The organism is Aquimarina sp. (genome assembly GCF_977115655.1).
Map to the genome: position 1 here is coordinate 32,325 of NZ_CDSBKO010000035.1, position 14,368 is coordinate 46,692.

Annotated in this window: 9 protein-coding genes and 1 pseudogene; 3 read left to right on the plus strand and 7 right to left on the minus strand. The window is 33.5% G+C overall.

The window, feature by feature from the left end; translation table 11 throughout:
* Window positions 1-267: 267 nt before the first annotated feature.
* Genes ACZIYX_RS14680 through ACZIYX_RS14690 form a run of 3 tightly spaced genes read right to left on the minus strand, consistent with a single transcriptional unit; the run spans window position 268 to window position 5,608 of the window.
* Window positions 268-2,019, minus strand: a complete 1,752-nt coding sequence (locus tag ACZIYX_RS14680) for a peptide MFS transporter (protein WP_462683005.1) — start codon at window positions 2,017-2,019, stop codon at window positions 268-270.
* 11 nt (window positions 2,020-2,030) lie between these two features.
* The gene (locus tag ACZIYX_RS14685) at window positions 2,031-3,419 is read right to left on the minus strand and encodes a peptide MFS transporter (protein ID WP_462683006.1); all 1,389 of its coding nucleotides are present in this window, start codon (window positions 3,417-3,419) and stop codon (window positions 2,031-2,033) included.
* A 17-nt stretch (window positions 3,420-3,436) separates the two neighbouring features.
* Complete coding sequence (locus tag ACZIYX_RS14690) at window positions 3,437-5,608, minus strand: S9 family peptidase (protein WP_462683007.1); 2,172 nt, start codon at window positions 5,606-5,608, stop codon at window positions 3,437-3,439.
* Between the two features lie 421 nt (window positions 5,609-6,029).
* Here ACZIYX_RS14690 and ACZIYX_RS14695 point away from each other — a divergent pair, with 421 nt between their 5' ends.
* Window positions 6,030-7,346, plus strand: coding sequence for a hydroxymethylglutaryl-CoA reductase, degradative (locus tag ACZIYX_RS14695; RefSeq protein ID WP_462683008.1), 1,317 nt, complete (start codon window positions 6,030-6,032; stop codon window positions 7,344-7,346).
* 1 nt (window position 7,347) lies between these two features.
* Window positions 7,348-8,271 (plus strand): GYDIA family GHMP kinase, encoded by a 924-nt coding sequence (locus tag ACZIYX_RS14700; RefSeq protein ID WP_462683009.1) that lies wholly within the window; start codon window positions 7,348-7,350, stop codon window positions 8,269-8,271.
* A gap of 55 nt (window positions 8,272-8,326) precedes the next feature.
* On the opposite strand, the gene odhB is transcribed toward ACZIYX_RS14700, so the two are convergent.
* Together odhB and ACZIYX_RS14710 are read right to left on the minus strand one after the other, a co-directional pair.
* Window positions 8,327-9,544: a 2-oxoglutarate dehydrogenase complex dihydrolipoyllysine-residue succinyltransferase gene (odhB, locus tag ACZIYX_RS14705; protein ID WP_462683010.1), complete on the minus strand. Its 1,218-nt coding sequence runs from the start codon at window positions 9,542-9,544 to the stop codon at window positions 8,327-8,329.
* 66 nt (window positions 9,545-9,610) lie between these two features.
* Window positions 9,611-12,385: a 2-oxoglutarate dehydrogenase E1 component gene (locus tag ACZIYX_RS14710; protein ID WP_462683011.1), complete on the minus strand. Its 2,775-nt coding sequence runs from the start codon at window positions 12,383-12,385 to the stop codon at window positions 9,611-9,613.
* A 114-nt stretch (window positions 12,386-12,499) separates the two neighbouring features.
* Here ACZIYX_RS14710 and ACZIYX_RS14715 point away from each other — a divergent pair, with 114 nt between their 5' ends.
* Entirely contained in the window at window positions 12,500-13,039 is a 540-nt protein-coding gene (locus tag ACZIYX_RS14715; RefSeq protein WP_462683012.1) for a hypothetical protein, read from the plus strand.
* Between the two features lie 73 nt (window positions 13,040-13,112).
* On the opposite strand, the pseudogene tnpA reads toward ACZIYX_RS14715, so the two are convergent.
* A pseudogene (tnpA, locus tag ACZIYX_RS14720) lies at window positions 13,113-13,545 on the minus strand (IS200/IS605 family transposase).
* 179 nt (window positions 13,546-13,724) lie between these two features.
* A complete protein-coding gene (locus tag ACZIYX_RS14725) occupies window positions 13,725-14,351 on the minus strand; it encodes a hypothetical protein (RefSeq protein ID WP_462683013.1) in 627 nt (208 codons plus the stop codon).
* Window positions 14,352-14,368 lie beyond the last annotated feature (17 nt).

Consider the following 14,368-nt stretch of genomic DNA (forward strand, 5'->3'; position numbering starts at 1 on the left):
AGGTGTAAAATTTTATAACTAGGTAAGGAAACAAAAACTATTCCTCAATTCAATTTAAAAAATTTATATTGAACTCATCTTGACTTTTTCTATTTCCTAAAAAAATGGCTGAAATTCACCCATATTTCGTTACTTTTCTTATCCGTAGCGCTGCTATAGCTTTCAAAAAGTGCCTTATCTGGTCAAATTTCAACTCGTTTTCGGTTAAAAACAAAAAGTCAAGATGAGTTCATTGTATTTGGGTAAACGAATAAAATTAAATAATATTTATTTTACTCCATGCATTATTTTTTTTAACACCGGGTTTAACAGAATAATCAAACCTCCTGCCACAATAGGCACTATTGTAAATATCAAAAAGAAGGTAGTCAAATTATAGTTTGCAGTAATTTCATCAATCATGCCTCCAAGAGTTCCTGCTGCTTTTTGACCTATTGCAATAGCAAGATACCAAATACCAAACATAAATGCAATCATCCTTCCCGGAACGAGCTTACTAAGATAAGACAGTCCTACTGGTGACAGGCACAGTTCTCCTAATGTGTGAAACAGGTATGCCATAATCAACCAAATCATGCTTACAGAAGCTGTTTTTGCTCCTTGTGGAATATCTAAAGACCCAAATGCCAATAATGCAAAACCAAAACCCAACAATCCTAATCCAAAACCATACTTAAAAGCTACACTGGGATTATATTTGCTTTCCCACCATCTGGAAAATAATGGTGCCAATGCTATAATGAAAAACGAATTTAATATCCCAAACCATGTTGCTCCTACCTCTGTAGTATCTTTACTAAATTCATTATTTAGTTTCCAAATAACAATCCCCCATATAATAATAAAACTTATAGATAGTACAATATTAGATAGTCCTATTTTAGAGAATGTTTTTTTGAACAACAGGTACAATACCCAAGAGATTATGGCTAATGGTACGACAGTTAAAATCGTATCAATAATTTTAAAAATTAAAGCAGAAGACCCCGATAAATCTCTTGCAGTATAATCTCTTGCAAATATATTTAAAGAACCGGCTGCTTGCTCGAATGCTGCCCAAAAGAAAATTGTAAAGAAGGCAAAAATCCCTACTGCAATCATTCTATCTCTTACCGTAGGACTATATCTAATAATTCTGGAAACTATTAAATATATAAAAAGTAAAATCCCTACAACAATCATAAAGGTGGTACCTTCAAAACTACCTATTTTAAAGTCAAATAAATTAACATTTCTAATTTTTGACATTGGATCATTAATTAACCATGTTAATCCTATTATTGCCGTTATTGCAATAAGAACCTTATCTACGAGTGTAAAAGGGTTAAGTTTATCTCCTTCTTCCAAAATAATTTCTTTTTCAGAAGCTTCTTTTTTAGGCTTTGCCCCAATTTCTCCAAAAATATTTTTAGAAAGCCAAAATTGAACTGTTCCTAACAGCATAAAAATTCCTGCCAAGCCAAATCCTAAAGCCCAACTATAATTTTCGCCCAGATATCCACAAAGCATAATACCGAAGAATGCTCCTGCATTTACCCCCATGTAGTATATGGTATATGCTCCATCTTTTTTAGAATCATTTCCTTTGTACATTTCAGAAATAATAGAGGTGATATTAGGTTTAAAAAGCCCTGTACCTATTACTAGTAGTGCCAAGCCAAAATACAGGGTTGTTTCTGTTTCAAAAGCCATGGCAACATGCCCAAGTGTCATAATTAAACAACCTATGGTAACTGCCCATCGATACCCTGTTATTTTATCTGCAATATACCCCCCTAAAATTGGTGTGAGATATAAAAGAGATGCATACGTACCAAATAATGCCAAGGCATGTTCTCTGGGCCAATTTGCCCATCCTGGATTTTCTCCAAATAATGGTTGGGTTAAAAATATCACTAATAAGACCCGCATCCCATAGAATGAGAATCGCTCCCACATCTCTGTAAAAAAAAGCACGAATAGCCCCGCAGGATGTCCTAAAACTTTATCTTTAAATAAGTTTTCTATATCTGTATTCATAAATACCGGTATTAGTTATCTGCTAATTCAAAACCTTCGGTTTCTTCCTGTATAGTACCTTCTTTATCTTCTACACCATGTGTAAGGGCTTCCAGTTTTTTTCTAAAAAGCATTACTAATGCTCCAAATATGACACAAAAAATAGCTATTCCTGTAAAAATAGTATACTCTCCCATGTTTTCTGCAGATTCACCTAACAGACCTGCAAGTTTATTACCAAATCCTGTCATCGCAAAGTATACTCCCATCATCAATGCACCGTATTTTACTGGTGCCAGTTTGGTAATAAATGATAGTGCAACCGGGGATATACATAGTTCTCCGATAGTATGAAATAAATATGCTAATACTAACCAATACATTGCAGATGAACCATTAGCATTAAACTCTATAGCGGCAGCTGTCATAAAAAAGAAGCCTGTACCCATAATTATAAGCCCAATAATCATTTTAAACAAAGAACTTGAAACTTTTCCTTTTAATTTTCTATTTGCCCAATACCAGGCCACTATAGTTCCCAAGAAAATTATGAACATAGCATTCAAGGATTGAAACCATGAAGCCGGAACTTCCCATCCCATTAACATTCTATCCGTTTTTTCTTTAGCATAGATATTCATTAGTCCTCCTGCTTGTTCAAAAGCTCCCCAAAATACTATAACCAACAAAAATGAAATTAGAAGCACTATTATTCTGTCTTTTTCAATTTTGGTCAATGGTTTGTTCATTATCTCTTTATCTTCGGCAGTTTCTGAAGCTCCTAAAAAATTACCTACACCTGCCAGATATTTTTGTCCTAATAAATATTGCAATAACCCAAGTGCCATTCCAATACCGGCAAGACCAAATCCATAATGCCAGCCATGCACTTCTCCTACATACCCTACTATTAAACTAGATAAAAACGCACCCAAATTAATCCCGATATAAAAAATAGTAAATCCTTTATCTCTTCGGATATCCCCTTGTTTGTATAATCCGCCAACCATAGTGGATATATTGGGTTTTAACATTCCTACTCCTGCTATAATTAAACCAAGACCTGAATACCATGCCCACATTTGTTCAATAGCTAAAATACTATGCCCGGCAACCAATAAAATTCCTCCTACTAAAACAGATTTTTTTTGTCCCAAAAATTTATCTGCAATCCATCCTCCCGGAATTGATGCTACATATACCAACATGGTATACCAACCATATAGAGCTAAAGCCTCTCCTGTTGACCAGCCTAAACCTGCGTTTTCGTCCACAGTTTTTGCGGTTAGATATAGTACAAAAATCGCTCTCATACCATAGTATGAAAAACGCTCCCACATTTCTGTAAAAAATAAAATATATAATCCTACCGGATGCCCAAAAAGCTCTTTTTGATGAGCTGCTTTAACTGTATTTGCCATTATCTTTATTTAATTAATTATAAGTTGTTTGTAATGAAGTTAGTCATTTTATTATATAAGTGTAATCTTGTATTACCTCCATAAATACCGTGGTTTTTATCTGGATAAATTGCCCAGTCAAAATCTTTGTTTGCCTGTATCAAAGCCTCTACCAGTTGCATTGTATTTTGCACATGCACATTATCATCTGCACTGCCATGTATCAATAAAAATTTTCCTTTTAATCCATTTACAAAATTGATTGGCGAATTGTCATCATATCCTTTTGCGTTTTCCTGAGGAGTCATCAAATATCTTTCTGTATACACGGTATCATAAAACCTCCAATTTGTTACTGGTGCTACTGCAATAGCCATTTTAAAAACATCCGGAGCTTTGAACAGGCAATTACTGGACATAAAACCTCCATAACTCCATCCCCAAATACCAATTCTTGAATCATCGATATACTCTAATGCCCCAAAATGTTTTGCAACGGCAATTTGATCCTGAACTTCAAGATTTCCCAGATCATTTTGGGTCACTTTTTTAAATTTAGCTCCTTTTAAACCAGTTCCTCTTCCATCTACACAAGCAACAATATATCCTTGTTTTGCCAGCATCATATACCAATAATCATTAGCTCTATGCCATGAGTTTTTTACCATTTGTGATCCCGGACCAGAATATTGAAACATAAACAGAGGATATTTTTTTGTTGGATCAAAATCTTTTGGTTTAATCATCCAGGTATTCAACTTCTCTCCATTTATTTCTATGGTAGAAAATTCTTTAGGTCTAACATCATACTTCCCCAATTTTTCTAACAACCCCTTATTATTTTTAATCTCTCGAACTATCGCTCCTGTCTTTCCATTATTTAGAGTATACTCATAAGGTGTTGTGGTATTGGAAAAATAATTAATATAAAAACTGAAATCTGCACTGAAATCTGCATCATTAGTCCCTTCTTTTTCACTTAATCTCTTTTTATCTTTTCCATCCAAAGCAATGGAATAAACATCCCGGTTTATGCTTCCGTTTTCTACACTTTGATAATATATTTTTTTATTCTTTTTATCATATCCATAATAATTAGTTACTTCCCAGGCACCTTTAGTTACTTGATTAATTAACTCTCCTGTTGTTGTATAATGATAAATATGATTAAACCCATCTTTCTCACTAGTCCAAATAAAGCTATTATCTTCTAAGAATGTAAGATTATCTGTAATATCAACATAAGCAGTATCTTTTTCATTAAGTACTACTTTTGGTGTTTTGGTTTTAGCATCTACAAAAATTAAATCCAGATTATTTTGGTGTCTGTTCATTACTTGTACACTCAAAACATCTGGATTTGCAGTCCATTTTATTCTAGGAATATAAAAATCTTTATAATCTCCCAACTTAACCTCATCTAGAGTCATTGCAGTAATATCTGCTACATACAGGGATACTTTTGCATTTTTTTCTCCTGCTTTAGGGTACTTAAAAACTTCTTGTTTTGGATATAAATCTTTACTGTATACATCCATAGAAAACTCGGGCACTTCTCGTTCATCAAATCGCAAAAATGCTATTTTTTTACTATCCGCACTCCAATCAAAGGCTCTAACAAAGGCAAATTCTTCTTCATATACCCAGTCTGTTATTCCATTAATTATTTCATTTTTCTTTCCATCATCTGTTAACTGTACCTCTTGCCCAGTCGCAAAGTTTAGCATATAGATATTGTTATCCAGCACATACGCTATCTTGTTACCATCGGGTGACAATAACGGTTCTTGGATTTTTTTATCACTAACTTTAAAAATACCTTTAGATGGAACATCATATACGTGATAAATCCCTCTGGATGAGTGTCTGTATATTTGTTCTAATTGACTGGAAAGTAAAATCCTATTTTCATCTTTACTAAATGAGTATCCTTGAAATGTAGATAAATCTCCAAGAGAAGAAGAAGTTACTAATGTTTTTGTTTTTTCTCCGGATTCGTAATTATAAACTTCGATATTGATGGCACCAGACACTGCATCTTGTTCTATAACCGAATATTCTGTACCGTTTTTCATAGAATGAAGCGATTCTAGTCCTTCTGTACTAAAAACTCCTCCCCATATTTCTTCTAAAGTAAAGGTTTTGTCTTGTGCTGATGCTACAAGTACAACAAAAAATGCAATCGCAAAAAGTAATTTTGTGATTTTCATATTGTAATTTTAAAATTTATTAATGTCAAGAATACTAAAAAATCCGTGAAAAATACAACAATTGCTGTTAAATACAATAAAATCACAGGTACATACTAGATTTTTTTTAACATATCATCAATAAAAGTTAAAACCTTATTAATTTATCTTATTGTTTATTAAAACAAAACATGCATAATTCAAAATTATCTCTAATCCTTTATTATTAGGGGTATAATCCCCTCGGGCTTGCCCCAAAAACAAAGTACATTTTTCAGAAGCTTCTTTTATGAATTTGCTTTGAATTATTAAATACTTAGATCTTCAGACCTAATGTAGTGTAAAATCAATTACCATCTCTTTTTGGTTTCTAAAATAGTTTAACTACAGATATGATAAAACAGAATAGTATCTTTGACCTCATTAATAACAAAAAAAGACAATGACACCTGTAGTTTCTGGGTTTTCTAAACTCTCCAAAACGGATAAAATAAAATGGTTGGCAGAACATCATTTTAACAATGATCAAAGTACTATATCTATTTTGATGAAATATTGGAATGCTGATGATGCTCTTCAACAACTTCATGATGAGTTTACTGAAAACACTATTTCTAATTATTACCTTCCTTTTTCGGTAGCACCAAATTTTCTTATCAACAACGAGCAATACACCGTACCTATGACTATCGAAGAGAGTTCGGTTGTTGCTGCTGCCAGTAAAGCTGCCAAGTTTTGGCAAACAAGAGGAGGCTTTAAAACTGAAGTAATATCTACTACAAAAGTAGGACAAGTACATTTTATGTATTCAGGAAATTATAAAAAATTACAGCAATTTTTTGATCTAATAAAGCCTGAGCTATTATCCTCTGTTTCTCATTTAACCAAAAACATGGAAAAAAGAGGTGGTGGTGTACTAGAGATAGAACTTAGAAACAAAACTACAGAAATAGACAGCTATTATCAATTACATTGTACTTTTGAGACTGTAGATGCTATGGGTGCTAATTTTATAAATTCTTGCCTGGAACAGTTTGCAAAAACAATGACTACAGAAGCGAAAGAGTATTCTGGTTTTTTTGACGACGAAAAGAATATTGAAGTAGTAATGAGCATCCTTTCTAATTATGTGCCACAATGTTTGGTAAAAGCCTCTGTATCGTGTGCCATACAGGATCTTCCTGCTACGCCCTTACTTTCTTCGCAACAATATGCCGAAAAATTTGTAAGAGCTGTGCGTATAGCTGAAGTAGAACCATATCGCGCTGTGACTCATAACAAAGGTATTATGAACGGTATTGATGCAGTAGTATTAGCTACAGGAAATGATTTTAGGGCAATTGAAGCAGGAGTGCATGCTTATGCCTCACGAAACGGAAAATACACTAGTTTGACCCATGCCCAAATTAAAGATGACACCTTCTTTTTTTCTATAGAAATCCCTTTGGCATTGGGTACTGTTGGTGGATTAACATCGCTTCATCCTCTTGTAAAGTTATCTTTACAGTTATTAAAAATGCCTAATGCAAAAAAATTGATGGAAATTACTGCTGTGGCAGGGCTTGCTCAAAATTTTGGGGCTATAAATTCGTTAATAACTACTGGTATACAACAAGGACACATGAAAATGCACCTTATGAATATCTTAAACCAGTTTAGGGCTACCGAAACTGAGAAAAAGCAACTGATTAAATATTTCAAAACAAATACGGTTACTCATAGTGAGGTGGTAGCACAAATTGAAAAACTGAGAGCTTAAAATGAAAAAATCTTTTTATAGTCACGGCAAATTGTTACTTACCGCAGAATATTTAGTTCTTGATGGAGTACGGGCTTTGGCTATACCAACAAAAAAAGGGCAATGGTTATATGTTGAAGAAAATGACACAAATCAAATTACCTGGAAAAGTTTTGACAACAAAGGTAATTGCTGGTTTGAAACTGATTTAACACTAGAAAATAATACGTTTCGACAAATTCAAGATAATAATGAAGATCTTACTATCACAAAAACATTAATTGAAATTCTTACTGCTTCAAAGGAGTTAAAGCCAAATTTTCTTTCTTTAAAAAAGGGGTATTTGGTTGAAACCAGATTAGAATTTGATCGCCAATGGGGGCTTGGATCTTCTTCTACATTAATTAACAATATTGCACAGTGGGCAAAAACAGATCCTTTTATTTTATTAGAAAAAAGTTTTGGGGGTAGTGGCTATGATATTGCCTGTGCTCAATATGATTGCCCTATTTTATACCAACGTAATAACGGAAAACCAATAATAACTGTCTCTAATTTCAACCCTCCTTTTCAAGATAAGCTATTCTTTATTTATTTAAACCAAAAACAGGATAGTAAAGAATCTATAAAGCATTATCAATCTTTATCTTTAAAAGATTTTGATAAAGCAGAGGTTATTGTAAATGAAATTACTTCTAAAATGCCTAACTGCCCTACTCTGGATGAGTTTAATATATTACTAGATTTGCATGAAGAAATCATTTCTAAAATTATCAAAACCCCTACTGTAAAATCTGCCTTGTTCCCGGATTACCCCAACAGTATCAAAAGCCTGGGTGGTTGGGGTGGCGATTTTATTTTAGTAACCGGAAGTTTTTCTGAAATGGATTATTTTAGAAATAAAGGATATAACACAATTATTCCTTATTCTGAAATGGTTTTATAAAAAAACCTCAGCTTTTTTTGGACTGAGGTTTTTATAAAATATAATGTGATAGCTTTTACATTTCTAATGCTCTGGCTATATTATTATCCATTAACAATTCTTCTGGGTTTTCTAATGCTTCTTTTACCGCTACTAAGAATCCTACAGACTCCTTACCATCTATAATCCTATGATCATAAGATAGCGCTACATACATAATAGGTGCTATTACAATTTGACCATCTCTTACAATTGGACGCTCCACAATATTATGCATTCCTAAAATAGCACTTTGTGGTGGATTAATAATTGGCGTAGACAACATACTACCAAAAACACCTCCATTAGTAATAGTAAAAGTTCCTCCTGTCATTTCATCTACAGTAATCTGACCATCGCGAGCTCTAAGTGCTAATCTTTTCACTTCAGATTCTACTCCTCTAAAGCTTAGATTTTCTGCATTACGAATTACAGGAACCATTAATCCTTTAGGTCCGGATACTGCAATACTAATATCTTGAAAATCGTAAGAAACCATAAAGTCTCCATCAATCATAGAGTTTACTGCAGGATACATTTTTAAAGCCCTAACACATGCCAATGTAAAGAAAGACATAAATCCTAATCCAACCCCGTGTCTGGCTTTAAAAGCTTCTTTATACTTATTACGAAGATCAAAAATTGGCTGCATGTCTACTTCATTGAATGTCGTAAGCATTGCAGTCTCATTTTTAACAGAGACTAAACGCTCTGCAACTTTACGACGAAGCATGGATAGTTTTTTGCGCTCTTCTCCTCTACTCCCTAATCCAGGGGTTCCCATAGATGGTTTTGCTTCTAATGCATCTGCTTTAGTTATACGACCATCTCTACCTGTTCCTTTTACTTGATTTGCATCCATTCCTTTTTCTGCTAACACTTTCTTTGCAGCAGGAGACGCAGTACCAGTGGCATAAGTTTCTGTTTTGGCAGATACTACCGGTTTGGGTTCTTCTTTTTTCTCCTCTACTTTAGGAGCAGGTGCAACAGAAGCAGGTGCAGCTCCATCTGGTTTAGCTGCATTGGTGTCTATAAGGCATACTACCTGACCTACTGCCACAGCATCCCCTTCTTCTGCCATAAGTGTTATAATACCACTTGCCTCAGCAGGTAATTCTAAGGTTGCTTTATCACTGTCTACTTCGGCAATTGCTTGATCTTTTTCAACATAATCACCAGTTTCAACAAGCCATTGTGCTATTTCAACTTCTGTAATAGATTCTCCCGGCGATGGGACTTTCATTTCTAAAGCCATAATTCTGAATTTATCCTTTGTATAATTTCCTTCGGAAACTTTTAATCTATGATTATTTACTAAATTTTATCTTCTTTGATTATTTTTTGTTTTATCAAACACATAATCGATTACTTCCTGATGTCTTCTTTTTGATCTGGTAGCGCTTCCTGCTGCAGGAGCCCCATAAGGTCTTCTACTAGCAAATCTAAATGTTTTTGCTTCTTCATAGTTCATTAACATGTGACTTAACGCTCCCATATTACGAGGTTCTTCCTGTGCCCACACTACTTCCTCTGCTTTATATTTTTTAATCAGCTTGTCCATTTCGGCAGTTGGTAAAGGAAATAGTTGCTCTATCCTAACTAATGCAATATCTTTTCTTCCTTGTTCTTCTCTTTCTTTTAGTAAATCATAATAGAATTTACCTGTACAAAAAACAAGTGATTTTACATCTTTTGGGGTAGCATTTGCATCATCAATTACAGTTTGAAAGCTTCCATTTGCAAATTCTTCTACAGAAGACATTACTCTTTTGTCTCTTAATAAACTCTTTGGAGTAAATACAATTAGTGGTTTTCTGTACTTAGCTTTCATTTGTCTTCTCAACAAATGAAACATATTAGCTGGTGTGGTCACGTCTGCAACAAACATATTATCTTTTGCACACAATTGTAAGTAACGTTCCATTCTCGCTGAGGAGTGTTCTGCTCCTTGGCCTTCATATCCATGTGGCAACAGCATAACCAATCCGTTTTGCAATTTCCACTTATCCTCTGCAGAGGATATATATTGGTCGATCATAATTTGTGCTCCATTGCTAAAGTCTCCAAATTGTGCTTCCCAGATGGTTAATGTCTCCGGACTAGCCATAGCATACCCATAATCAAAACCTACAACTCCATATTCTGAAAGTAATGAATTATAGATACAGAACCTTCCTTGATCTCCTTTAAGGTTATTTAACAATAGTATTTCTTCTTCACTATCTTCTACTTTAACTACTGCATGTCTGTGAGAGAATGTTCCTCGTTCTACATCTTGCCCACTCATTCTTACGTTGTATCCTTCTTTTAATAAAGATCCATACGCCAGTAATTCTCCCATTGCCCAATCTAGTTGGTTATCTTCAAAAAAACCTTTATGTCGTTCACTAATGATTTTTTGTATTTTACGAAGAAACTTTTTATCAGAGGGCAGCTTAGTTATTACTTCTGCTATTTCTGTTAGTTTATCTTTAGGAAAGGTTGTATCTACCACCTTCATCATCTCATCCTCCTGCACTCTAATAAACCCAGCCCATTCATCCTGCATAAAAGGGGTGATTACTGTTTTTTCTTGCTTACGAGAATCCTCTAACTCTTCTTCAAGAGATTCTTTATATTCTTTTTCTAGATTAGCAACATAATCTGCGTCAATAATACCTTCAGATATTAATTTTTGGGCATATATATCTCTTGGATTATTATGCTTAGCAATAGCTTTATATAATTTTGGTTGTGTAAAACGCGGCTCATCTCCTTCATTATGCCCATATTTACGGTATCCTAATAAATCTATAAATACATCTCTACCAAAATTCATTCTAAATTCTAAAGCAAAATTAGTTGCATGAACTACTGCTTCTGCATCATCTGCATTTACGTGTAAAACAGGCGACAAAGTAACTTTGCCTATATCTGTACAGTACGTTGAAGATCGTGCATCTAAATAATTAGTGGTAAAACCAATTTGATTATTTACTACAATATGAATTGTTCCTCCTGTTTTATACCCATCTAACTGAGCCATTTGAACAATCTCATACACCAATCCTTGTCCTGCTACTGCTGCATCTCCATGCACTACGATAGGTAGCACCTGCGAAATATTATCTTTATAGTGTGTGTCTTGTTTTGCTCTGGTAATCCCTTCTACTACTGCTCCAACCGTTTCTAAATGCGACGGATTGGGCGCTATATTCATATTTATATCTTTCCCAGAATCTGATTTACGTTTAGAGGTCCATCCCAAATGGTATTTCACATCTCCGTCAAATATTGCTTCTTCATAATCTTTCCCATCAAATTCACTAAAAATATCTTTAGGGCTTTTTCCAAAAATATTAGTAAGCGTACTTAAACGGCCACGATGTGCCATACCCATTACAAATTCTTTTACTCCAAAACTTGCCGCTTTTTCTACCAATGCATCTAATGCAGGAATAAGGGTTTCTCCTCCTTCCAATGAAAAACGTTTTTGCCCTACATATTTTGTATGTAAAAATGTTTCAAAAGAAACTGCCTGGTTTAATTTTTTGAGAATATGTTTTTTCTGATCGGCAGAGAACTTTGTTCTATTGGTATTAAAGTTTATTCGCGCCTGTATCCATTCCCGTTCTTCAGGATTACGGATATACATATACTCTACTCCAATAGAGTCACAATAAATATGCTCTAAATGAACAATAATATTACTTAATGTATTAGGACCAATACCTATAATCTCCCCTGCATTAAAAACTGTGTTAAGATCTCCCTGACTCAGCCCAAAATTTTCTAGCGCCAAAGTAGGAGAATACTTTCTTCGTTCTCTTACCGGATTGGTTTTGGTAAATAAGTGTCCCCTAGTTCTGTAGTCATCAATTAATTTGACCACCTGAAACTCTTTTTGAACATTTTGAGGAACCGCAACTGTTTCACCAGGTCCGCGATCCACATAAATTATTTCTCCCGATCCATCGGCACTTTCCAGTCCGAAATCAAATCCTTGAAAAAATGCACGCCAACTTGGCTCTACACTATCTGGATTTTGTAGATATTGATCGTATAAATCTGCAAAAAATGCGGTATTAGCCGCATTCAAAAATGAATATTTATCCATATGTAAGTATTCAACCCTCTTTTAAATAACAAAACGCCACAAAAATACAACAATTACAATATATTAGACATCGAATTAATTATATTTATGTTATAATTTTTCATAAAATGAATAATGAAAGTAAATTTTTATGTAAACCCTAAAGTTCTGGTATTAGCTCTTGCTATTCTTTTTTCTTTGCAAAAAAGCTATTCTCAAGACAATTCTTTTTGGTCCAATGTACGATTTGGAGGTGATTTGGGTATTGGATTTTCTAATAACACATTTAATGCTGTTGTTGCTCCATCTGCCATATATGAGTTTAATGAATGGTTTAGTACTGGGTTAGGCTTAAAATTTGGATACAGTAGTTTTGAAAATGACCGTATATATCAAAAGATAAACAGTACTAATTATGGAGCAAGTATTATTACTTTGTTCAATCCTTTTTATGGGTTACAGATATCTGCAGAGCTTGAAGAAATGGGGGTTAGTCGAAACATTAAATTATCAGATCAAAAGATAACTGAAAATTATTGGTATCCTGCTTTATTTGTTGGTGCCGGATACAAAACCAACTTTATGACTATAGGTATCAAATACGATCTACTATACGATGACAAAAAAAGTATATACGGTAGTGCATACACGCCATTTGTTAGGGTGTTTTTTTGAATAAACCACTATGGATTTTCAATCTATAGTTTTAAACAAAAGAATGAAATTCTTTACCAACATTATTCTAACATTATTCTAATATCCAATTGCCTTTCTCTGAGTTGGGCTTATCCTTATGATGTTCAAGATACTCCTGAACCATTTTACCTGTTATCTTACCAGTGCTCCAAACACCATAACCAACAGACTAAAAGTGTCTACCCAATATTACTTATTTAACCTCAGAAATTCACGTTGTAGCATTCGAGATGATCGACCTTTTAACTTTTTTACCAAAATACTTATACTCAAAGACGGAGGATACTCAACATGCACATGGATATGATCCTTACTTACGACACCCTTCAAAATATGGATATTTTCAGAATTATATACCTGGATTAATATATCACGACAACGATGCTGGATATCACTTTGTAAAACAGCTTATTGATGTTTCGTTATCCAAACAATATGCAACTCAAATCCGTTATTGAATGTGAATTTTTGCGATAATTTGACATTCAACAAAACTAAAATATTTATAGGAATTAAAGTAACTGCAATGAAATTGCAGGGTTTTAACCTTTAACTTGATAATAAAATCACTGTTTTTGGTGTGCTTATTCTAATGCTTTTTTTTGATGTTTTTAAAACACGAATAATACAAAATTTATATCGAGAATATTTTTATATAAAAACGCTACCACAAATAAAAAATACAACCAGGTGGTTTCCCTCCATGTTTTATAAGTTTTGTTTCAGCTTTGCGAAGTATTCTATATTTATACTGTATATCTACGATATCTGTAGTACAATCTGCTTTTTTAAAACTAAGTGTATTAAAATAATCATTATCCCACTCTGATTGCTTTTGCATATCTTTTCTTTCAAGACACATTAGTACATTTTTTTTATTCAAAAATGTTCTGTTTTCTGTAACATCTAACACTTTTTCCATCGAAAAAGAGGTATCTGTTTCACTCTGTGTATAGCGAGTATTAGCTCGAAGAATTTCGGTAAATGTTGTATACAATCTTAATGTATCATTTTCCAGATAATAATATTCAAAATTATTATCCCAGTTTTGTTTATAGCTGTGCTTTATTAATTTTAATTGATCGTTTTGATAATAAAATTCGATATTTCCAGATAAATATTCTGAACATTGATATCTTTTGAACACTTGTTTAATCAATGTATCTCTTTCTTTTTTACCTATCTCTTTTAAAATCTCTTCGTAAGAAGTATTGACTTGCTTTTGAGAAACCTCCTGACCATAATTAAAAGTTAAGAAGAAAAACAAAAAAATGCTACTATATAACTTCATGTATTTAAGATTTATAA